Raw genomic sequence first — 21,984 nt, forward strand, 5'->3', positions numbered from 1 at the left:
GTTAATGCGGGCGAGCTAAGAACTTAGGATCCTGGGGCGCTGGTCGAAGCGGTGGATGCGATAAATGCATCGGAAAAGAATTCATCTTCTGGCAGGCCGCGCAGTCGGATGAAATCCGTATGGGCGGCCTCGACCATTGCCGGCGCGCCGCAGGCATATACCTGATATCCGGCGAGATCCTCGAAGTCCTGCAGCACGGCTTGATGCACCAGGCCGGTTCTTCCGTGCCAGTTATCCGTCGGAAGTGCTTCCGATAGAACCGGGATAAAAGTGAAATTGTCGTGTTCCTGCTGCCAGCTTCCCGCCAGATTCGCCATATACAGATCCGCTTTTGTGCGATTGCCCCAGTAAAGTACCATTTGCCGCTCGCTGCCACGCAGATTTCGCACGTAAAAGGCGTGTTCAAGTATGCTTTTAACCGGCGCAAAGCCGGTGCCGCTGGCCACGAATATAATCGGTTTGTCTGAATCTTCGCGCAGGAAGAACGTACCGAGCGGTCCCTCAAAACGCAGGATATCCCGTTCCTTCATGTGCGTGAACACATGTTCGGCGAATGTGCCGCCGGAGTAGTTGCGGACATGCAGCTGCAGCAGTTCATCGTCATGAGGTGCGTTAGCCAGCGAAAAACTCCGGCGTTTGCCATTTTTCATGAAAATATCGATATATTGCCCGGCAAGAAACTGCAATCGTTCATTGGTGGGAAGCTTGAGGGAAATAACCATTACGCTAGGCGCGACGCGTTCCAGCTTATGTACGCGGCACGGCAGGGTTTTGATCTTGATGTCCTTGATTGCGCCGATTTCGCGGCATTGGATTACCAGGTCCGATAACGGCACGGCGCGGCAAAATAATGCCATGCCCGCCCGCTTCTCAATTTCCGTCAGCGCATCTTCATTATGGCTGCCGAAATCGACCGTTCCCTGTATGATTTTGCCCTTGCAAGTGCCGCAGGCTCCATTGCGGCAACCGTAGGGGAGCGGGAAACCTTCGCGCAGCGCGGCTTCCAGCACTGTTTCGCCGGGCTGGGCGCGTAAGACGTGCCCGCTGGGCTGGATGGTTATTTGATGCGACATTCGGTTACGAGTGAGTCAACAAAGATAAGAATTACAGGCAGTAAATAAATGTTATGAAACGAACACTTTTAATTGTGGGTTGCGGCGATATTGCCTTGCGCGCGGCGCCTCTGCTGCTGCCTCACTACCGGCTGCTGGGCCTTTGCCGGAGACCGGAGCATCGTGCCGCGTTGCGTGTGCAAGGCATTACACCTGTGCTCGGAGATCTCGACAACCCCGGCAGTCTCGGAAAGCTTGCCGGGATGGCACATGCGGTCCTGCATCTGGCGCCCCCGCCCGATCATGGCGAACGAGATACCCGCACCGCGAATCTCCTGGCGGCATTGACAAAGCGGCCAAAGAGAAAGGGGGCAATGTTACCACAACGGCTTATTTACATCAGCACCAGCGGGGTGTACGGCGATTGCAATGGAGCCTGGGTGGATGAAACTCGCTTGATCAATCCCCAAACCGGTCGTGCATTGCGTCGCGTTGATGCGGAGAGGCAGGTGCGAAACTGGGGCCTGCGCAATCATGCGAGTGCCTCGATCCTACGAGTACCCGGCATTTATGCATTGAATCGTCTTCCGCTTGGCCGTCTGCGTGACGCTTGCCCGGCGCTATTGCCGGAAGAGGATAGCTATACCAACCACATCCATGCTGACGATCTTGCCCGTATTATTTTTGCCGCCTTGCGTCACGCGAGACCCGGCAGGATTTACCATGCCTGCGACGACTCCAACCTGAAAATGGGTGAGTATTTTGATTTGATAGCGGATCGATTTGATCTGCCAAGGCCGCCGCGCATTGCCCGTACCCAGGCCGAAGGCAGTATATCCCCCGGCATGTTATCGTTCATGCGGGAATCACGGCGGCTCGCGAATGCCCGTATAAAGCATGAGTTGCATGTAAACCTGCGCTATCCCACGGTGGCCGGGTGTATTGCGAGCGGGGGAGCAAGGGTTGGGGAAAGCAGGTAAAATTCCCCTTTGCCGATTGGTCCTGGCGGAATAATTTAACTTGATTCCTGCGGTCGACCGCGCTTTTTTCAGGTTATCGTTATGATTAATAGCAATATCTTTGTGCTATCTGATCCTCATCCTTTAGGCGAGTCGGTCCAACTGCCGGATGCAGGTTCAACAAATATTGCGCGTAAAATTTCTCACTGCCATGGAATCCATACTCATCGTTACTAATTTGCCCGATAGAGAAAGGGCCATGGCACTGGCTCACAGGCTGATCGAGGAGCGATTAGCTGCTTGCGTTAACGTGATGGCAGACTGTACTTCCGTATACCACTGGCAGGGAAAAAGCGAAACCGCCAGCGAGGTGCCGGTTCTTATTAAAACCCTGGCCCAGCATTATGTCCGGTTGGAGCAGTTGATACTGTCGATGCATCCTTACGAACTACCCGAAATCATTGCTGTCCCAGTAACGAATGGTCTACCCGCTTATTTGAGGTGGATTGCCGACGAAACGTTGGTTTCAGACAAAAAATGAACGCTGCCAGGTTACCCGTGCATCTGATCCGATACATTCTGGTATTAATCTATTTTTTCAGTATAAACGCCTTTGCTGAAGAGAAGACGTCATCCGGTTTCCTTTCGGGATTAAAGCAACTCGGCGCGGCCTTTGATCAGGACGAGCAGGAGTTATTACCACCGGATCAGGCTTTTAAGCTGACCGTCAGGGTGCGCGATGAGAATACGTTGGTGGCACAATTTGAGCCGGCAAAGAACTATTATCTTTATCGGGATAAGGTAGCGTTCAAGCCGCAAAATACCGAAACTTCAATCGAGAAAATCTCGCTGCCCCAGGGAGCGGTAAAAAGCGATTTGACTTTTGGCCAGGTGGAGGTTTTTCATAAGCCGTTCGAAGCGGTAATTTCGTTGAAGCGGGATGCATCTTCGCCTAACAAACTGACTCTCGTCGCCACCTACCAGGGCTGCAATGAACCGATAGGCGTCTGCTATGCACCTATCAATAAGGTAATCGAGCTGACGCTCCCGGTGGCAAAGGCGGCGGTAGGGGCCGTCGCCAACGCGGTAAGCAGTGACGCGGCGGCAGCAACACCTTTTTCAGCCGCAAAACCGGACGCTGCTGCGGAACTGTTTGCAACCGCCCCATCTCCTGCCGTGGAAACCGAATCTCTCAAAATAGAGCGTATGTTCGAGAGCGGCAACTTCTGGCTGATTCTGACCGGTTTCTTTGGCATCGGTCTGCTTCTGTCATTCACGCCTTGCGTCTTTCCGATGTTTCCCATTCTGTCGGGCATTATCGCCAAGCGGGGTGAGCATATTACCAAGACCCGCGGATTCATATTATCACTGGCCTATGTCATGGGAATGGCGATCACTTATGCTGTCGCCGGTGTCGCAGCCGGGCTTTCCGGTGCAATGCTGTCCGCGGCTTTGCAAAATGCCTGGGTACTGGGCACCTTTGCGGCAGTCTTTATAACACTGGCTTTTTCCATGTTTGGTTTCTATGAACTGCAATTACCCACCTTTCTGCAAAGCAAGCTCTCCGAGGAGGCCGGGCATTTAAAGGGGGGACAACTGACGGGCGTATTCGGGATGGGAGCATTGTCCGCATTAATTGTCGGGCCGTGTGTAGCCGCCCCGCTGGCTGGAGCATTGCTTTACATCAGCCAGACCCGGGACGTGGTACTGGGTGGTTCAGCATTGTTCGTCATGGCGTTGGGTATGGGGGTACCGCTGTTATTGCTGGGTGCATCCGCCGGAGTGCTTCTGCCCAAAGCCGGACCCTGGATGGAGTCAGTCAAACACTTTTTTGGCGTATTGCTACTTGGGGTAGCCATATGGCTGATATCGCCAGTTATCCCGGCGGTGGCACATATGTTGCTGTGGGCGACACTATTGATCGTCTCGGCCATTTATTTGCATGCCGTTGATCCGCTAAGACCCGATGCTTCGGGCTTTCGGAAATTCTTGAAAGGTTTGGGCATGATCGCGCTGCTGACCGGTGTTGCCTTGCTGATAGGCGTTTTATCCGGCAGCCGTGACATTCTGCAACCGCTCTCAAAACTGAACGTTGCAAATGCTGACGTGAGTGGAACGAAGAAGAGCACGGCCCAAACCGGGCATTTGCCATTTCAGCGTATAAAGTCGGTAGCGGAGCTTGAACAACATATCCTCCAGGCCCGGGACAAGTACGTGATGCTGGATTTTTACGCCGACTGGTGCATTTCATGCAAGGAAATGGAGCGCTTCACCTTTACCGATGAGAAAGTGCAATCCCGCCTAAAAGATGTGGTACTGCTGCAGGTTGATGTTACCGCCGGCACGCCCGACGATGCGGCGCTGCTTAAACGTTTCAAGTTATTTGGCCCTCCCGGTATCCTGTTTATCGATCGCCAGGGGCGTGAAATCCCGCGTATCAGACTTATTGGATATCAGGACACGGAACGTTTTCTCTCGATACTCAATGCAGTATTGATTTAGCGTCGATACTGCCCCTGTCAATTCATAAGGAGCATATTTGCGCGCTTTCCAGAATTGCGATCAAGGTTCCTGCGGTACATGGCCGTGTTGCACCACGCCTGCACTCCAAAAATAAGATAGCACGCTTCCCCCTCCAACCATGGGATTTAGGGTAAATGACGAAATCACAACAGATGCTGATGTATATGGGTGTCGCCATACTTGCGGTGGCTGCCGGTTTATTGTTGCGTGCGCAGCTGACAAGCGACAACCCTCAAGCTGAAATGAGAACGAGTGTCGCGAATAGCGGGGCCGAGACAATATTCGCGGCAAGCTTGCCCGACCTTCAGGGCAAGCATCAATCCATCTCACAGTGGCGTGGTAATGTCATGGTGGTCAATTTCTGGGCGACCTGGTGCGAACCGTGCCGCGATGAAATTCCTGAGTTCATTGAGCTCCAGGAAAAATTCAGTGATAAGGGGCTGGTGTTTATCGGCATTGCAGTGGATCAGCAAGAAAGAGCGGCAGCTTTCAGTAAGGAGATCGGCATCAATTACCCGGTGCTGGTGGGTGATTTAAAAGCCATGGAACTGGCTGGCGCAGCAGGAAACCGTCAAGGAGCGTTACCTTTTACTATCGTTATCGACCGCAGTGGAAATATCACTGGCACTAAATTGGGTCGCCTCAGTCAGAGCAAGCTTGAATCGATGATCAAACCGCTACTGTAGGGTAAAGATGATTTCCAATACCCAGGCATTGCAGGTTATCGGGTTTTATAGCCGCGCGCCCTCATTACCTTCCACGCGTATTCCAGCGTATTGTCCGATGGAATCAGCATTGAAAGCGCGCCTTTGCTGAGCGGTTGCACTGTTAATTCAATATCATATTCCCTGCCGTTTACAGATGCCTCAGCGGCTATCCTTGGTTCCATGGGTACGATAAGAACCGTAACCTGAGTCACCATATAATCGGAGTTGCCGTTGTAAATGCTGCCGTTGAAGGCACCGTAACCAAAGCCGGCATGAGTGACGAGCTTGTTGAAAGCATCGGCCGGCAGGTCGGTGTCGGTGGACTTACTCTGGGGCGATTTCTCGCGGCAAGCGCGCACGACGATGGCGGCTGCACGATCGCTGGTGATCCTCTTCATGGATTCTTGAACGCACTGATCGTAACCTCCTGGATCAGGTAAGCTCCCGGCAGATGAATTCAGCGATGCCAAAAGTATCCATGAGAAAATAATGAGAGACGTGAGCGTTGTTATATTTTTCATTCGTGTTTTCTACCCCGGAATAGAAAGCATCGATCCGACAGTGTCTACAGATCAGCTTCTTTATTCTCGGATGGTAAGGACCCCTGATTTGTTCGCCCCGGGAGGGACGAACAAATACCACCGTTGCCCGCGCCCCGTGAACGAATGGGGCGCGGGTTGGAAAGATTAACCGCCACGAAGATTGCGGAGGGCTTGGTCCCTGGTCCTTTCGGTACTCATGAAGAGTTTAAAAGTTGGCTAATATGTTAATCGATAAAATATGATCCATCAGATTGGCTCCTCGCCTGACAATATAATGATTCATATAACCAATTTCACCGGTAATCTCCTTGGTAATGGCATAGCCGATTCCCGTGAAAAACCGATTGTTATCAATGCCTCTTCGTGGTACCCAGTCGTTAGTGTTAAGCGCGACGAAAACCTCATCCTGGATGATGTAGCTAAAGCCCGGCGCAAATGACAGCGGCACCGCTAGTTTGACCAACTGCCGGTAACGCATGCCAACATCATTGCCCAGCTGAGGTATCATGCGTTCTTCCAGACGGCTGCGAGACTGGACCACCCCGAACGAGAACTTGTCTCTCCACAACACTTGCTGCCATACCCGCTGTTCGTCGACCGCAATTCTGGTAAAGGGACTCGTAGTGGGGGCCCAGGCGTAACCAGCCCAGATGCTGGTGGTATTGTTAATCTGATAGCCTAAACCTGGACGTATCAGCGATTGAGAGAAATGCGATGCGTTATCACCAAAACGTCCCTGACCCTCGGCCCACCATTTCAATTTCTTCAACATAGGATTGTCGGGATTGACAAACCCCCAATTTCCCGTGGCAGTGATATTGCCCCACACCTGGAAATCTGTCAGATCATCCGCAAACTGTTGAGCAGTAGTCGGACCCGATAGCATCAGGCCGGATAGCAATAATGCAGTAGAGATACGTATTTTATTCAGCACTTGATTCCCCTTTTATAACTTGATATCGAAAATTTTCATCAGGAGCAGGTGTTAGCCTGCGATTCATCCGGTTCAACATCTAATATTGCTGCTAACGCATATTTATATCAAAAAGAAGCCAAGAATAAATCCTGGCAAGAAAATTAGCATAACGCATGTGAAGAAACTATCGCAGCGATGTGGGAATTTTGTGAAGATAGTTTTAATTGCAGCACCAGCGCGTTTAAATAGACAAATAAAATAAAGTGCTTGCACGAATTGGCAAGAACTAAGTTCCGATTCTGTCGTAAAAAAAGTCTATCACTACAGTGAGCTGAAGAACGGCACTTATTTTACTGCGATGAATGGCATGCTGGGAAGCAAATGCATGCTTACATCGACCCTGCAATTACTCTTTTAAGCCCTTTTCAGTCGAATTGCCCATTAAATGGCGATCACCTGGTAAAGATTGTAAAGACTTGGTAATGATGATTAACGTTCCCACCAGGACCAGTAACGTCCGTGCATGAAGTTTCTTGCGTAGCACCGCTGCCAATGGTGCGGCGAACAGTCCTCCAAACACCATACCTACGATGATGGGCCATGTGTCGGTTTCCATTTACAAAGTAAAGACTGGGGCACTTGTCAATGTCAGGAAAAACTCCGCAAAATTGACTGAACCCATGGTGGTGGGTGGATCGATACCTGAACTCATCAGGGTTGAGGTTGCTACTGGTCCCCAGCCTCCACCGCCAGTCGCGTCGACAAATCTGTCGAATAATGCGAGCTTTCCCACATATTTTGGCGCCTGCGTACGCAGGCGCGGCGGCCGAAATGCTTTGCTGAGAATATATATTCCCAGGAGTAATAGATAAGCAAAAATGTACGGCTTGCAAGAGGGCGATGAGGCATTCATCGGAAATGAACTCCCGGAGGCAATAACCTGAATTCGGCAACCGACCGCACTTTTTCAGTTTAGTGCTATGATCTGCAAAGACTTTTTTTGCTGTCTGATTTCCAACATGTGGGTGAGTTTGCTACCGCCGGATTTAGGCTCATCCGGCTAAATCAGGGGATAGCCATGGCGCTCGCTGACGCCATACTTATTATTCATTTTGTGTTTGTGCTGTTCGTGGTGGGCAGCCTCCCATTAATCTGGATCGGAGCTTGGATGGGGTGGGGCTTTGTGCGCAATCTCCGGTTTCGGCTCGCACATCTGGCCGCTATCCTGTTTGTCGTTGGCGAATCCCTCATCGGTATGGTGTGTCCGCTTACCTTATTGGAAGATTCGCTGCGCCGCGCGGAAAGCGATGGTGATTTTATCCAGCGATGGTTGCACCGTATCCTTTTCTATGATGTTCCGGAATGGGTGCTGACGACGGTCTACGTGCTGTTTGCGCTCTTGGTCGCGATCACTTTCAGGCTACTTCCACCGCGTCATCGCAAGCCCCGGCTCCCCCTTTGATCAAATTTCTTCCGCGATCATTGACCCATTCTTCCGCGGCGCGTAAAGTTGGAAGGCCAGAAAGGGTGAAGTTCCTATCCTTACACTCCATCCAGTCATTCATTCCAACAAGAAAACTGCACGACCATGACTTCATCTCTCCGTCGCTTTATTTCCGGCAAACGTTTGAGAACGGGTCTTGGGGTCCTGGCCGCAATCATTATTCTCTTCGGATTGCTTGGTTATTTGTGGTTGCCGGGTTACGCCAAGACCAAACTTGAAACGCTACTGTCAGAAGCCGTCCACCGGCCCGTGACGATACAGTCAATCGATATTCAGCCTTACACGCTGGAACTGACGGTACGTGGTTTCCGTGTGGGTGAAAAAGCGGCGAGCGCCGACGCCGATAACGCGTTGATGTCCATTGACGAACTGTATACCAATCTTAGCATTGCCTCCATCGCCCGGCGGGCGCCGGTAATCAGCTCCTTGTCGGTAAAGCGGCCCGCGGTGCGCATAGTCCGTGAAGGCGAGCAACGTTTCAATATCACGGACTTGATAGAGGATTTCATGAAACGTCCCGATGACGGCAGTAAGTCGATGTTTTCAGTAAGTAACATCACCATTGAAGGGGGTCGTTTCGAATTCATCGACCGGCTCAAGAACAGCCATCAGGAAATTTCTGAAATCCGTGTGGGGGTACCATTCGTCGCTAATTTCGAAAGCGATGAGAAAGCCTGGGTGGAGCCGCACTTCAGCGCCAAGGTAAATGGCGCACCGCTTGTTCTCGCCGGCAAGGTGCGTCCTTTCACCAAGAATCGCGAAGCAACACTGGAACTCAAGCTCAATGATATCGATCTGACCCGGATCGACGAATATTCGCCGATTCCGGTCGGCATCAGCCTGCTTTCGGGACGTTTTGACAGTGATCTACTGCTGACATTCTCTCAGATCGATGGGGAATCGCCGAGCATGGTCTTGACAGGCAGCGCAGCGCTGCGCAAGTTCGAGATTGAAAATCAGGCGATGGAAGTACCCTATGCCGCAAAATTCGATCGACTCGATATCAAATTGACCGAAATTAATTTGAATGGGAAGAAGCCTTCGCTTGCCGGCCTGGTCCTGGCGAATGCGGCAATGATCCGCAAGGGTGATTCAGAGCCGGCACTGAGCCTGCCGAAACTCAGCGTGGAAGATGCCGCAATCGACCCCGTGCAACAGAGTGCCGTGATCGGCACGGTAACGTTCGACGGCTTTAAAGCGTCAATGCGCCGCGAAGCCGATGGCCGTCTCGACCTGGTTAAATTTTTCGCGCTCCCTTCCGACAAGGCCGTGGTAGCGACACCCGTCGAGGCGGCGGCCGGCAGCAGGCCATGGACAGCCCGGCTGGGGACATTGAAGCTGGTGGCCGCGGCACTGCGTTTTGAAGACAGCACGCTCACAAAAGTTGCACCAATGATGGTCGATCCGCTGGATTTAAGCGTGGACGATATTGATCTCAGCGGCGCCAAGCCACTCAAGCTGGCGTTAAAAGCCTTGGTAAATCAGAAGGGCAGTCTTGAAACAAGCGGTTCTCTGGCTTGGGCACCGCTAGCGATGGATCTCGCTGTCGATGCCAAAGACATCGATCTTGTCTCTCTTCAAGGTTGGGCTGGCGACCGATTGAATGCCCTGCTTACGCGTGGCGCAGCATCCTTCCAGGGCAAGGTCAAGATGGATGGGTCGCCCTTGAAAGTGGCGTTGAACGGCGACACCCGATTGACCAACTTTAACGTTTTGGACAAAGTAACCGCGACGGATCTCATGCGCTGGCGCAGTCTTGACATTAACGGTATCGAGTTTGTCAACGAACCCGTGCGTGTCAATATCAATTCGGTCGCGATTGCCGACTTCTTTGGTTACGTCATACTTACCCCGGAAGGCAAGCTCAATCTCAAGGATATTGTCCGGCAGGATAATGAGGGGGCGCTATCCGCGAAAAGCGCATCAGCTTCACCCATCGCCGACCAGACAACCGCAGCCGCGCCGTTGCCGGCGCCCGCAGCCAAGCCCGTGCCTCTTCGTATTGGCCGCGTAGTAATGCAGGGCGGGAATATTATTTTCAACGATCAATTTATCAAGCCGAATTATCGAGCCAATTTAACGGGTCTCGCCGGGCGCGTAGGACCACTGGATCCGAAAAAGCCGGGAGAAATTGATATTCGCGGAGCGGTGGATAAAACCGCGCCGCTGAAAATTGTCGGCAAGATCGATACGTTAAGCAGCGATCTCTATCTCGACATCGCGGCGAGTGCAAAGGGCATCGATATGCCAACCTTCAGCCCTTATTCTGGCAAATATGTCGGCTACGCCATCGAGAAGGGCAAGCTATCGGTCGATATTCATTATCATGTCGAGAAAGGTGAGCTGAAAGCCGAAAACAATGTTTTTCTTGACCAGCTGACCCTGGGTGAAAAAGTTGAAAGTCCGGATGCATTGTCGATTCCGATAAACCTTGCTTTGGCGTTGCTAAAGAACAGGCATGGTGAAATCGATGTCCATCTGCCGATCAGCGGTTCCATCAACGACCCGCAATTCAGTATTGGCGGACTTATTGTAAAGGTCATCCTTAACCTGCTTACAAAGGCCGCCACCGCGCCTTTTGCGTTGCTCGGTTCACTTCTTGGCGATGGCGAAGAGCTGTCGACGATAGAGTATACATCCGGCCTGGCGCAGATTACACCCGAAGCCGAAAAACGCCTCCAGGTCTTATCCAAGGCGCTCATAGACCGGCCGGCGCTCAAGCTTGAGATTACGGGTACGGCTGACCCGGAACATGATCCTGAAGCGCTGAAGCGCGCGATACTCGCGCGCAAGGTCAAGGCCCAAAAATTATCGGAAAATGTTAAAAAAGGCGAGGCAGGTGGCTCGCTGGAGGATGTTGAGCTGAAGCCTGAGGAATATGCCAAATATCTGACACTGGCCTACAAGGAAGAAAAATTCCCTAAACCAAAAAATGTGGTGGGTTTGACGAAAAGCCTGCCGGTACCGGAAATGGAGCAATTGATGTTGGCCAACATCAATGCCGGCGACAGCGAAATGCGGGCACTTGCCGAACGTCGTGCCGTAGCCGCGCGGGACTGGCTGGTCGAGCAGGGCGGGGTGCCTGCTGACCGAGTGTTTGTACTAGAGACCAAGATCGAGGTTGAAGCCGGCGGCAAGAAATCCGGTAGCCGCGCAGAATTTTCGCTCAAATAAAGGCTACGTTGACCCTGGAAAATTTCCAGGCCCCATCATGTGAAAGCCTTCTCAGCGGGAGATACATGTCCTGTCCGTATTGGCCTCCCGCTTTACTAAAAATCAACCTGGACCTGGGTTAGGAAAGAGCTCAAGTCGGCGTTATTAAAGCCGGCGGTACGAGGGATGGGGGATCCGCTTGTATTAACGTTTAAAACGTGTGTAACATTATTCTGTATTTTTATATTCGGGTGGGGATACCAGTTTAAGCCAAACCTGAACATGTCCATCTGCCCTCCTCTAATTACCCCGCTGTTCAAGTTGAGATAATCATAACCAGCGGCGATTTCCCAAGCTCCCCAGCCCGAACCGTTCCATTGAAAATTCTGCTTGGGTTTTATTCGATTTGCCGCACCATTTCTAACATGGTAGGCCTTGGATTCTCCAGTCAGAAAATAGCTGACAAAACCATAGTAGCCTGTGAAATGTTCGCCGTCATAACCCTGCCCATTAATATTGGTCCGCAAATATTCCCCTTGGACCGAGAAAGGACCGTGCACCAGCCAGCCTTCCGCGCCGAACCGGTCGTAGCTGTCTATACGGCGCGAGCCCGGCGCCCCTTTGTTTCCCACGCTCAGGTTGCCGGTATTCAGCACGTTGGTACGATCCACGTTCGTTCCGGGAAAGGCAAAGAATGCCATCCCGCCGCCGCCTCCGGTCTGATTCGGCCCTACATTGATCGTGCCGTTAGCTTGGTATTGCGTATTGACAGCGGTGTGCCCGGCCGAGACCCCCACATGCAAAAATTTGGTTTCGTCTTCCATCCATGGCCGGCCTGATATCCGACCTATGCCTTCCCACCCCGTATCGCCTGAACCATTGTTGCGACTATTGTTGCCGGCGGCATTAACCGAGGTAGAGGCCGCCGACCAAGCGCCAACCGGCTCGGTCTGAAAAGCAACGCCAAATTGAAAACGTGGGACTGCATAGTTGGCGCCTATACCGGTTTTGTAGGTATTGGGATTGTCAACAAATGAATTGACAGACATGTGACGTTCAATGAACGTGAGATACCGGTTACTGGCGGCTTCCTCCAGACTGAAAGGTTCTTTAAATGAACCAATTTTAACCGAGAATGGCTTGGTGACATTCATGCGCACGAAAGCGTCGGTAACCCCAGACGCAAGTGAACCATTGCCTCGAGTGAAGTCGAACTCAAATTTGTAATCCCAGATCTTGTAAAAACTACCTTCAAAACCCAAACGAGCACGGCGAATAGTCATGCCACTATTTAATTCGTTGGGTAGATTGCTTCCGGTAGCAGGCAGGACATCATTGACAAAATTGTATTGGGAGCCAGCCTGGACACGCCCATTCATCGCAAACGTAAAATTGCCATCCTTGCTGGCAAAATGCGGGCCACCATCATGAAACTCAACGTGAACTTTCTCGTTTTCCTTGACTCGTTCTTCGAGCGACGCAAGATCACTGGTAAGCCGTGCCCCCATCATCTTGGCTTTCAATTCTATATCCCTGCGAACTGCAGTTAAACCCTCCGCATCGGCCTTGTCTGCAGCGATATCTGCTGTCTTATCCGTCGCACGGTCTGCCGTTTTGTCCAGTACCTTCGCGGGCGCATCCTGTCTCACAAAAGAACCCATATGGACGCGGCCAGGCCCGGGTTTTGCATAAATTTGCTCGGTTTTGGTATCGACATACAAGTCAATGGCACACGCCCCGGATGACATGCCCGCGCCTAAAATGGCAGCCATTGCTATAGCAAGCTTGGATAACTTCATTTGATTGCTCTCTTCTCAGTTGTTATGGAAACCACGGCTGAGAATAGTGCAAATAAATGTCGTTTTTATTGCTGTTTTATAACAGTTTTGTGACAAGAATGATGCATTGGGACTATCATATATTCATTGCTGAGATTCTATTCGCGCCATAAATGGAATGGATAGTACGCTCCGTTACCTTTCATCAGCAGCGACTGCATTCCACTTTTTCCGCCGCCATGATAGTCTATGTGCTGGTTTATTCGAATTATCGAGAAGCTCCCTTCAATTCCTTCCAAGACCCCTCTCTGTTAAAGGACTCGTTATGGAAATTCATGTATACGACACTTATGTCAAAGCAAAAGATGGTCACACGATGCATTTCGATGTATTTACAGCAGTAAAGGATGACAAAAAGGCAGTCGAGTATGCGAAGCAATGGCTGACTTCAATCGGTGAAGGCGATGCGACCGTGACCAGCAAAGAATGTAGTTTTTGCCACAGTCAGAGTGCGCCTAATAATGTTGCCGACGCAATCAACAAGGACGGTTATTTTATCTACAAGATGGAAGGCTGCAAGTAATCCTGATCTTGTGTCCAGGAAAAAAATCATGCCGCTGAAAGTGGGAATGGGCATTAAAAAACCATGAATGCCTGGCGTGCGTTCCTGCATTTTTTCCCCGGTTGCGTCAAAAGCTTTGCAATTTTCGGACTGGTTTCCGTTTCTCCACTTTGGGCCGGTGACCCTATCAAGACTATCGAATACACCAAGCCATCGATTGTCGGAGTGGGAACCGTTCAAAGGACACGTTCCCCACCGGTTAATATCCTGGGTACCGGTTTTGTGCTGGACGACGGTCTTCATGTCATCACCAGCGCTCATGTTGTCCCCGAGGTACTGGATGTTGCGAACAAGGAGTTGTACACGGTAATTACCGGCAAGGGAAAAGAACCGGAACTCAGGGACGCAACTGTTGTTGTCGTTGACAAAGAGCATGATCTGGCACTGCTGAAAATCAGCGGTGCGGCTTTACCTGCCATGAAAATTGGGGATGCCAGTACGGTTCGGGAGGGGCAAGACCTGATTTTCACGGGATTTCCAATTGGTATGATTCTGGGATTTTATCCCGTCACCCATCGCGCCATGGTTTCCTCGATTACACCGATTGTGTTGCCCGCGCAGAACTCAAGGCAGCTCAATGCAAAATTGATCGGACAGTTGCAGAAATCCGCTTACGCGGTGTTTCAGCTCGATGGCACCGCTTACCCGGGCAGCAGCGGGAGCCCGCTCTACGACCCCACAACCGGGCTTGTATATGGTGTGGTCAATATGGTGTTTATAAAAGGAAAGAAAGAAGCTGCGCTCAGTAATCCAAGTGGCATAACCTATGCTATTCCAGGAAACTACATTCTTGAATTGTTGCGGCGCAGACAGTAGTAAATGAAAAATCCGGGCTTAACCCGAGATTCTCGCTGGTAATCATTACGCGGTTTATGAAACACCCGGGTTAAATACGGAAGGAACGCTTTTTTATAAATTTGACCGGTGTAGCCTCGATTCGCTGGTTATCAGAATCTCAAGCATAATGTACGATATCATTCTCGAAAGCGTTAAAGGCGGTCTTTGATTTGCGACAAAAATTACTAAAGATTGACTACGTTAAAAAATGGGACCGGCTTAACTGCCTTTGATAACGATGAATGAGCGGGAGGGAGAAACCATGCAAACGGTTACTGTGGCAATTGCCGATACGAATCCGGGAAGACGCGCAAAGCTGGAACAATCCCTGCAAGGCGGGCAAGGCATCAAATTGCTAACAAATGTTATACCGGAAGGAAGCAACGCGTCCGTTGGCCACCAGCTTGAATCCCATGCAGACATGACATCGGTTGAAGAAGTGGTTGCAAGGATCCGCCAGCTCAACCCCCGTATTCTTTTTATCAATTTCGATCAGTCCACCGGAGGGGACTTCGCCCTGTTAGGGGCCTTGCAACGCGAATGTCCTGAGACGCTGGTAGTGCTATTAACCGATAAATCGGCCCAGGATGAGCAGATTCTACAGGCGCTGGCGAATGGTGCGCGCGGTTGTTTGAACCATGAAGCAGATCCGTTTTACTTCTTAAAGGCTGTGCGTGTAGTGGATCAAGGCGAGATCTGGGTGACACGCAAAATGCTTGGAAAAATCATGGACAAGGTGCTGCACTAACCATGAATATCGATGGGAGACATACTTGATCTTGCTAGCGAGTTCATCTCAGGATGACCTATTCCGCTGGGAGCAGGGCGTACGCAGTCTTGCTCCTGTTTTTTGCTCAACCAATCTGGATTCGGTCAGAAGCGAATTGGTACGAATAAAGCCGCAAGTTCTCCTGCTTGATCATGAGTTACCCAAGCTGGATGGGCCGATCGGGATTTCGGGCCTGATGAAATTGAATCCGGAAACCAAGGTGATTGTCATGAGCCATGCCATTTCTGATGAGATCGAATGGGGGTTATTCAGGACGGGTATAAGGGGTTGTTGCAGAGATGATATTGAGCCGGAGCAGCTCAAAAGCGTTGTTGAAGCTGTTCAGCAAGGTGAATTGTGGATTAGGCGAACACTCAGCTGGCATCTGCTGAACGAGCTGGTGATGATTACGCAGGAGAAGAATAAAATTAAGCAAGCCGTCAGTGATTTGCTTGCAAATCTTACGCGGCGTGAATATGAAATTGCCACGCTTGTCGGCGATGGCGAATCCAACAAACAAATTGCACGAAGGCTGGATATTACCGAACGGACAGTGAAGGCGCATTTGACCGAAGTTTTTCGTAAGCTGGACGTCGCTGATCGGCTCAAGCTGGCGTTAATAGTAAAGGGCTCCATGCCCCCACGGGATTCGTCAAGCATAGGACACTGATATGAGTTTTGCATTTTTGGCCATACTTAAATATCCGGTGATTCAAATACCTGAAACCTCTTCATTTTAAATTGCTTCTTTTTTCTCGCTGCCCGGCGAATCGTATTTTGGTCTCACCCCACCCTAGATCATTGCTGGGTTGATCCGGCTTGGAAAAAATTGAGGATTCCCGAAATTCTCGATTTATCCGCTCCTCGATTGGCGTACTAAAGTCCAATTGTTCTTGCGGGCGAAATTGATATGATGCGAATATAGTTTGACGCAAAGAAGACCGCTCCAAAGGGTCATTCAGTATGAGTATGTATATGGATGGCTTATCCCGGGATCAGGGGTTCTGCATATCGTAGTTGACGCAGTCTTGAAAATGCACAATTGGGGGCGCCAGATGATCATTGCGACAGCTTATCCACCTGGTTGCTTAAGCGATTATGGGTGACGCGTTAAACAATTTCTTCCGAGAAAAAATCTGCGTGGGTTATATAAGCAGAGCAGGCATTAATCACTCTTTTGCGTAATTCGCGGAACTGAATCTTACGCATGTGCCTGCCAGCGGGTCAAGCGCCGGGCGCGCTTCATATTGCGGCTGGGCAATAAGTACACGAGAATGTGGCAGCGTGCCTTATGGTCAACAAGGCACCAGGAGGGCCAAAATTGTTTCGTATTTATAATCATTACATTTCCAGAACCACAGTCTTGCTTATCAGCGCGGAGGTATTTGTGCTGATGGTGGCGTTTTACCTGGGTACTGGCCTTCGCTTCTTTGGCGAAATCGAATTGCTGCCTTTTTCGCTCTCCTCCTTGTTTCCAGTGGCCAGTACTTTCACTTCCGTCATGATCCTGAGCATGGCGGCAATGGGAATGTATCAACTGGATTTTCGGCCGGATATCAAGGACACCTTATTCCGTCTCATGCCATCGATGCTGCTGGGATTTGGAATCATGACCCTGGTTTTTTATCTGCTGCCCGATCTTTATTCCGGTCGGGGCGTACTTGGGCTGGTGATGGTACTTGCTTTGTCCGGGATTCTTCTGACACGAGCTGCTTTTCTTAAATGGTCCAGCCTGGGAATCCTGGAGTCGCGAGCCATCGTGCTGGGCATCGGCAACAAGGCAAAGGAGTTTATCGATCAGATCAAAAAAGATCCTCACCGCAGGGGATTCAAGATCATTGGTTTCATTCCGCTGCCGGATGAAGATCTTCGGGTGCCATCCTCCGCGGTCTTGCCGAAGGTTGAGTCTTTGATATCCCTGGTAAACCGATATGGCGCGAGGGAAATCATTATCGCGATTCAGGAACGGCGTGGCGGCTGCTTTCCTATACAGGATCTGCTGGAATGCAAGTTGAACGGGATTAAAGTGACAGATTCGGCTGCCTTTTTCGAGCGAGAACTCGGCCAGATTCGAGTAAATTCCCTTTATCCGAGCTGGCTGGTTTTTGGAGGAGGGTTCGATCAAAGCCTTTTGAGGTCGGGCATCAAGCGAGCTTTCGATCTGATCGCAAGCGGCATTCTTCTGGTTATCACATTCCCTGTAATGATTATTACTGCCCTCTGCATTCTTATTGAGGATGGCGCTCCTATTTTTTACCGGCAGGAGCGAGTCGGAAAAGGGGGAAGAACTTTCATGGTTCTGAAGTTTCGCAGTATGAGAGATGACGCGGAGAAGGGTGGAAAACCCCAATGGGCGGCTGCGGACGATCCTCGAACGACCCGGGTGGGCAGGATTATCCGCAAACTGAGAATTGATGAGCTTCCCCAGATATTCAATGTTTTGAATGGTGAAATGAGTTTTGTCGGCCCTCGTCCGGAAAGACCCTATTTTGTGAATCAGCTCTGCACGGAAGTTCCTTATTACAATGTAAGGCACAGCATAAAGCCAGGGATAACCGGATGGGCTCAAGTTCGCTATGGCTATGGCGCTTCGTTGGAAGATGCCATCGAGAAACTTCAGTATGATCTGTACTATGTGAAGAATCACAGTTTGTTCCTTGATGTCATCATCTTGATAGACACCATCGAAGTTGTTGTTCTCGGCAAAGGCGGGAGATGATTCCCGGAGACAGCATTACGCCATGCTGACCAGTATCGCGACAGCCAGTTACACAATGTCCGCCGCGGCGTATCTTTTTCTGGCCGTGCTTTTGCTAACCCGCTGGCGGGGCCGGTTACACAGCATCATATTGCCCGTCGCATGCCTGTTTTCCGCTCTTTGGGCGGCAACGCTTGCTTATCAGGCCAACCAGCTCCCTACTCTTTCACTCCTGACGGATGTCATGGAGATCCTCAGAAATGCGGGTTGGTCTGCTTTTCTAATAGTATTGCTGGTGGGACCCTACCGGCAGGTGGAACTCTCCTCAATCACAAGGATGAGACCCGCCGTAGCGATTATCGTTGTGCTTTACCTGGCGTGCCTTGCCGTGGCTCTCTACGCTCATGGAGGGTCCGACTTTTTGCAGCATCAAGCCTTTGATTTTAAAAGTAGCATTGTTGGAAGTGTAGCAATGGCAATCGTTGGCATGATCCTGGTGGAACAGCTTTATAGAAATACGCCGATAAAGCAGCGATGGGGAATAAAATTCGCCTGCCTCGGAATAGGTGGAATTTTTGCCTATGATTTTTATTTGTACAGCGATGCATTGCTGCTCAAACATGTGAACCCCGAGATCTGGACCGCGCGGGGCATCGTCAATGCATTGGTTGTTCCGCTTATCGCCGTGTCTGCAGCGCGAAATCCACAGTGGTCGTTGGGTATCACGGTATCGCGTCGTATCCTGTTCTATTCGGCGGCGCTGTTCGGCGCCGCCATGTACTTACTGGCGATGGCCGCAGCCGGTTATTACCTCCGTTTTTTTGGCGGAAGCTGGGGCACGGTCATGCAGGTCACTTTCTTGTTTGGTGCCGTGGTACTGCTATTGCTCGTGCTGTTCTCCGGTACCTTACGCTCCTGGCTGAGAGTCTCCATCAGCAAGCATTTTTTCAGCTATAACTACGACTATCGAGAGGAATGGCTACATTTCACGCGTACGCTTTCAATGGGCGAGCATGCGCTGGGTGAACGCGTAATCCAGGCCCTGGCCCAACTGGTGGAAAGTCCTGGTGGTGGTTTATGGATCAGCCGGGAATCCGGCAATTGTGAGCCTGCGGCTCATTGGAATATGCCCATGGCGAGCGGATTCGAGCCCATTGACAGTTCCTTCTGCAAGTTTCTGGAGTATAAAGAGTGGGTCATCGAGTTGCGGGAATATGCGACTAATCCGGAAAAGTATTCGGCAATCACTTTGCCTCAATGGTTACAGACAATTCCCAAAGCATGGCTGGTAGTGCCGCTGATTCAACAGCGAAAATTATTTGGCTTTATCGTGCTGGCGGAACCCAGAAGTAGCGTAAAGCTGAACTGGGAAGTGAGCGACCTGCTCAAGGTTGCCGGTAACCAGGCAGCAAGTTACCTTGCGCAAGATGAGGCGGCCAATGCGTTGCTGGTGGCGCGACAGTTTGAATCTTTTAATCGCATGTCAACTTTTGTAGTGCATGACCTGAAGAATCTGGTTTCCCAGTTATCGCTTTTGCTTTCCAATGCCGAGAAACATAAAAGGAATCCGGAATTTCAAAAGGACATGATCGAAACGGTATATTTATCTGTTCAGAAAATGAAGCGCCTTCTGGAGAAATTAAGCAGTGGCGATTCTTCGGAAAAAGCCGCTCCCCTATTCATTGCCGGGTTACTGCAAGAGGCGACAAAGAGTAAATCCATTGCCGAACCCAAGCCAATTCTCGAAATACTGGATTCCAGCCTCGCGGTGTATGCCAACTCGTCGCGTCTCGAGCGAGTCATAGGGCATCTCATACAGAACGCCATTGAGGCTACCCCGCGAGACGGCGAGGTCCGGGTTCAGCTAAGAGGAGAAAAAGGTTTGGCTATCGTTGAAATAAAAGACACAGGGCATGGCATGAGCGAAGACTTCATCCGTGAGAAGCTTTTCAAGCCTTTCGAAACGACCAAGTCAGCAGGCATGGGTATAGGGGTGTTTGAAAGTAAGGAATATGTATCTGAACTGGGAGGAGAACTTGAAGTTGTCAGCAGTGAATCGGGGGGCACCATTTTCCGTGTAATTCTGCCCCTTCATCAAAGCGGCAGTGCTGCTGAAGTCATTACGTAAAGTCAATTTTTATTCGATTTCCAGTTTTTAAGTTGAAGCTCGGTATTAAGACAGCTTCCGATGGCAACAAAAGGCGAGCTTTTCCGTGGCTGAGCCAATTTCCGAAAAGCGATGGTATTCCCCGGTTTCTCTGCGGATAGGCGCTCTGGAATTATGGCAAGATTGAGTTCAGGCATATAGAAGTCCCAAAATGAACGAATGAGAGGCGTAAGTGAATCAGGATAAAAAGAGTCTGCTGGTGATCGAGGACGATCCCGGTTTACAGAAACAACTCCGCTGGAGCTTTGATAACTATGAGGTATTGGTGGCGGGGGATCGCGAAAGTGCGCTCGCCCTGGTTCGACGGCATGAACCCGCGGTCGTCACCATGGATTTGGGACTTCCCCCGGACCCGGATGGAGCTTCCGAAGGGTTGGCCACGCTAAAACAGATACTTGAGCTCGCGCCGGATACCAAGTTGATTGTTCTTACGGGTAATCAGGATCATGGGAATGCTTTAAAAGCGATTGGCATGGGCGCTTACGATTTTCATCAAAAACCTTTCGATCCCGAGATGCTCGGCCTAGTAATCGAAAGAGCTTTCTATCTGTACGCGTTGCAGCAGGAGAATCGAAGATTATTGCAGACCCAGACAAATTTACCCATAACCGGCATTATCACCCGCGATCCGGGGATGATTAAAGTATGCCGCAGTGTGGAGAAGGTGGCTTCATCGGACGCCACGGCGATCCTGCTGGGTGAGAGTGGAACGGGAAAGGAAATTCTGGCAAGAGCTCTCCACCACTCGAGTGCCAGGCAGGGGAAACGCTTCATGGCAATTAATTGCGCGGCGATCCCCGAAACACTTTTAGAAAGCGAATTATTCGGCTATGAAAAAGGCGCTTATACGGGTGCAGCCAAGCAGACGCTGGGTAAGATCGAGCTCGCCAACGAGGGCACTTTCTTTCTTGATGAGGTAGGTGATTTGCCCATGCCGCTCCAGGCAAAACTTCTTCGTTTCTTGCAGGAGAGGGTGATCGAAAGGGTTGGCGGACGTAAAGAGATTCCGGTGGATGTGCGCATCGTATGTGCAACGCACCAGAATCTGAAGAAATTGATAGAGGAAGGACGTTTTCGCGAGGACCTTTACTATCGCCTGAGCGAAATCGTCATTACCATTCCTCCTCTGCGCGAGCGAGCGGGTGACGCCGCGCTGCTGGCGCATCACTTCAAGAATAAATTCTCTGTTCAGGAAAAACGCCCCTCATTGAATTTCAGCCAGGAGGCGCTTGCCGCGATTGAAGGCCATCCGTGGCCGGGTAATGTCCGGGAAATGGAGAACTGCATCAAGCGTGCCGTTATCATGGCCGATGGCCCCATGATCAGCGCGGAAGATCTCGGGTTGCAGGCTTCAATCGCTCCGGTGGAACCCATCAATCTTCGCCAGATCCGTGAAAAGGCGGAATGTGATGCCTTGATGAAAGCGCTGGCAAGAGTGGATGGCAATGTTGTCAAGGCAGCGGAACTATTGGGCGTCAGCCGTCCCACCATTTATGATCTAATGAACCGCTACGGGTTAAAGTAAGCAAATTCCCCTGATCAATGATCCTGAATCTGGCAATTGACTGTTCAATTTTCACTTATTTGTCAAGCTCAGCGCTATGATATACAGATTGCACCACTTGATCTTCACCCTTATGGTGAGTCGCTACAGGGCAGATTGCAAGATTTTTGCGGCACATGGCGAGTTTATTCGCAACGCCTTGTCCCACACCCGAAAATCGCACATCCACCCTACCGGATTTTAGGATAGTTTG

Annotated in this window: 18 protein-coding genes; 13 read left to right on the forward strand and 5 right to left on the reverse strand. The window is 50.8% G+C overall.

Translation table 11 applies throughout. The features are described 5' to 3' along the window. Positions 1-23 precede the first annotated feature (23 nt). Complete coding sequence (locus tag EBAPG3_RS03000; RefSeq protein WP_040851583.1) at positions 24-1,073, reverse strand: CDP-6-deoxy-delta-3,4-glucoseen reductase; 1,050 nt, start codon at positions 1,071-1,073, stop codon at positions 24-26. 53 nt (positions 1,074-1,126) lie between these two features. On the opposite strand from EBAPG3_RS03000, the gene EBAPG3_RS03005 reads away from it, so the two are divergent. The 4 genes from EBAPG3_RS03005 (at position 1,127) to EBAPG3_RS03020 (ending at position 5,220) form a co-directional block, all read left to right on the forward strand. Further along, entirely contained in the window at positions 1,127-2,032 is a 906-nt protein-coding gene (locus tag EBAPG3_RS03005) for an SDR family oxidoreductase (RefSeq protein ID WP_004175807.1), read from the forward strand. Positions 2,033-2,222: 190 nt separating this feature from the next. Further along, positions 2,223-2,552: a divalent-cation tolerance protein CutA gene (gene cutA / locus EBAPG3_RS03010; protein WP_081607247.1), complete on the forward strand. Its 330-nt coding sequence runs from the start codon at positions 2,223-2,225 to the stop codon at positions 2,550-2,552. Then, positions 2,549-4,513, forward strand: a complete 1,965-nt coding sequence (dsbD, locus tag EBAPG3_RS03015; RefSeq protein ID WP_004175803.1) for a protein-disulfide reductase DsbD — start codon at positions 2,549-2,551, stop codon at positions 4,511-4,513. Before cutA ends, dsbD begins: the two co-directional genes overlap by 4 nt. A gap of 155 nt (positions 4,514-4,668) precedes the next feature. Further along, entirely contained in the window at positions 4,669-5,220 is a 552-nt protein-coding gene (locus tag EBAPG3_RS03020; protein ID WP_004175801.1) for a TlpA family protein disulfide reductase, read from the forward strand. Between the two features lie 35 nt (positions 5,221-5,255). On the opposite strand, the gene EBAPG3_RS03025 is transcribed toward EBAPG3_RS03020, so the two are convergent. The 3 genes from EBAPG3_RS03025 to EBAPG3_RS15295 all read right to left on the reverse strand — a co-directional run bounded on the left by EBAPG3_RS03025 (position 5,256) and on the right by EBAPG3_RS15295 (position 7,315). Continuing rightward, entirely contained in the window at positions 5,256-5,639 is a 384-nt protein-coding gene (locus tag EBAPG3_RS03025; RefSeq protein WP_004175800.1) for a hypothetical protein, read from the reverse strand. A 349-nt stretch (positions 5,640-5,988) separates the two neighbouring features. Next, positions 5,989-6,717 (reverse strand): DUF2490 domain-containing protein, encoded by a 729-nt coding sequence (locus tag EBAPG3_RS03030; protein ID WP_004175799.1) that lies wholly within the window; start codon positions 6,715-6,717, stop codon positions 5,989-5,991. 388 nt (positions 6,718-7,105) lie between these two features. Continuing rightward, positions 7,106-7,315 (reverse strand): hypothetical protein, encoded by a 210-nt coding sequence (locus EBAPG3_RS15295; protein WP_193791345.1) that lies wholly within the window; start codon positions 7,313-7,315, stop codon positions 7,106-7,108. 462 nt (positions 7,316-7,777) lie between these two features. On the opposite strand from EBAPG3_RS15295, the gene EBAPG3_RS03040 reads away from it, so the two are divergent. Both EBAPG3_RS03040 and EBAPG3_RS03045 read left to right on the forward strand, forming a co-directional pair. Beyond that, the gene (locus EBAPG3_RS03040; protein ID WP_004175795.1) at positions 7,778-8,161 is read left to right on the forward strand and encodes a DUF2784 domain-containing protein; all 384 of its coding nucleotides are present in this window, start codon (positions 7,778-7,780) and stop codon (positions 8,159-8,161) included. A gap of 126 nt (positions 8,162-8,287) precedes the next feature. Beyond that, entirely contained in the window at positions 8,288-11,377 is a 3,090-nt protein-coding gene (locus EBAPG3_RS03045) for a DUF748 domain-containing protein (protein WP_004175793.1), read from the forward strand. 95 nt (positions 11,378-11,472) lie between these two features. Here EBAPG3_RS03045 and EBAPG3_RS03050 read toward each other — a convergent pair whose 3' ends face one another. Continuing rightward, a complete protein-coding gene (locus EBAPG3_RS03050) occupies positions 11,473-13,155 on the reverse strand; it encodes an OprO/OprP family phosphate-selective porin (protein WP_004175792.1) in 1,683 nt (560 codons plus the stop codon). Positions 13,156-13,459: 304 nt separating this feature from the next. On the opposite strand from EBAPG3_RS03050, the gene EBAPG3_RS03055 reads away from it, so the two are divergent. From EBAPG3_RS03055 to prsR, 7 genes are all read left to right on the forward strand, one after another. Then, complete coding sequence (locus EBAPG3_RS03055) at positions 13,460-13,717, forward strand: DUF2024 family protein (protein WP_004175790.1); 258 nt, start codon at positions 13,460-13,462, stop codon at positions 13,715-13,717. A gap of 63 nt (positions 13,718-13,780) precedes the next feature. Then, complete coding sequence (locus EBAPG3_RS03060; protein ID WP_004175788.1) at positions 13,781-14,572, forward strand: S1 family peptidase; 792 nt, start codon at positions 13,781-13,783, stop codon at positions 14,570-14,572. A 283-nt stretch (positions 14,573-14,855) separates the two neighbouring features. Next, on the forward strand, positions 14,856-15,341 hold the full coding sequence (locus tag EBAPG3_RS03065; protein ID WP_151898852.1) for a response regulator: 486 nt from the start codon (positions 14,856-14,858) through the stop codon (positions 15,339-15,341). A gap of 25 nt (positions 15,342-15,366) precedes the next feature. Then, the gene (locus EBAPG3_RS03070) at positions 15,367-16,032 is read left to right on the forward strand and encodes a response regulator transcription factor (RefSeq protein ID WP_004175786.1); all 666 of its coding nucleotides are present in this window, start codon (positions 15,367-15,369) and stop codon (positions 16,030-16,032) included. A gap of 651 nt (positions 16,033-16,683) precedes the next feature. Continuing rightward, positions 16,684-18,081, forward strand: a complete 1,398-nt coding sequence (locus tag EBAPG3_RS03075; RefSeq protein ID WP_040851633.1) for a TIGR03013 family XrtA/PEP-CTERM system glycosyltransferase — start codon at positions 16,684-16,686, stop codon at positions 18,079-18,081. Between the two features lie 22 nt (positions 18,082-18,103). Then, a complete protein-coding gene (gene prsK, locus EBAPG3_RS03080) occupies positions 18,104-20,188 on the forward strand; it encodes an XrtA/PEP-CTERM system histidine kinase PrsK (RefSeq protein ID WP_004175783.1) in 2,085 nt (694 codons plus the stop codon). A 211-nt stretch (positions 20,189-20,399) separates the two neighbouring features. Then, complete coding sequence (gene prsR, locus EBAPG3_RS03085; RefSeq protein ID WP_004175781.1) at positions 20,400-21,752, forward strand: PEP-CTERM-box response regulator transcription factor; 1,353 nt, start codon at positions 20,400-20,402, stop codon at positions 21,750-21,752. Positions 21,753-21,984: the final 232 nt, after the last annotated feature.

The organism is Nitrosospira lacus, assembly GCF_000355765.4.
GTDB lineage: Bacteria > Pseudomonadota > Gammaproteobacteria > Burkholderiales > Nitrosomonadaceae > Nitrosospira > Nitrosospira lacus.

Excerpts from the sequence above, each read along its gene's own strand:
- EBAPG3_RS03000 (WP_040851583.1), bottom strand. The coding sequence starts at position 1,073 with ATGTCGCATCAAATAACCATCCAGCCCAGCGGGCACGTCTTACGCGCC.
- EBAPG3_RS03005 (WP_004175807.1), top strand. The coding sequence starts at position 1,127 with ATGAAACGAACACTTTTAATTGTGGGTTGCGGCGATATTGCCTTGCGC.
- cutA (WP_081607247.1), top strand. The coding sequence starts at position 2,223 with ATGGAATCCATACTCATCGTTACTAATTTGCCCGATAGAGAAAGGGCC.
- dsbD (WP_004175803.1), top strand. The coding sequence starts at position 2,549 with ATGAACGCTGCCAGGTTACCCGTGCATCTGATCCGATACATTCTGGTA.
- EBAPG3_RS03020 (WP_004175801.1), top strand. The coding sequence starts at position 4,669 with ATGACGAAATCACAACAGATGCTGATGTATATGGGTGTCGCCATACTT.
- EBAPG3_RS03025 (WP_004175800.1), bottom strand. The coding sequence starts at position 5,639 with ATGAAGAGGATCACCAGCGATCGTGCAGCCGCCATCGTCGTGCGCGCT.
- EBAPG3_RS15295 (WP_193791345.1), bottom strand. The coding sequence starts at position 7,315 with ATGGAAACCGACACATGGCCCATCATCGTAGGTATGGTGTTTGGAGGA.
- EBAPG3_RS03040 (WP_004175795.1), top strand. The coding sequence starts at position 7,778 with ATGGCGCTCGCTGACGCCATACTTATTATTCATTTTGTGTTTGTGCTG.
- EBAPG3_RS03045 (WP_004175793.1), top strand. The coding sequence starts at position 8,288 with ATGACTTCATCTCTCCGTCGCTTTATTTCCGGCAAACGTTTGAGAACG.
- EBAPG3_RS03050 (WP_004175792.1), bottom strand. The coding sequence starts at position 13,155 with ATGAAGTTATCCAAGCTTGCTATAGCAATGGCTGCCATTTTAGGCGCG.
- EBAPG3_RS03055 (WP_004175790.1), top strand. The coding sequence starts at position 13,460 with ATGGAAATTCATGTATACGACACTTATGTCAAAGCAAAAGATGGTCAC.
- EBAPG3_RS03060 (WP_004175788.1), top strand. The coding sequence starts at position 13,781 with ATGAATGCCTGGCGTGCGTTCCTGCATTTTTTCCCCGGTTGCGTCAAA.
- EBAPG3_RS03065 (WP_151898852.1), top strand. The coding sequence starts at position 14,856 with ATGCAAACGGTTACTGTGGCAATTGCCGATACGAATCCGGGAAGACGC.
- prsK (WP_004175783.1), top strand. The coding sequence starts at position 18,104 with ATGCTGACCAGTATCGCGACAGCCAGTTACACAATGTCCGCCGCGGCG.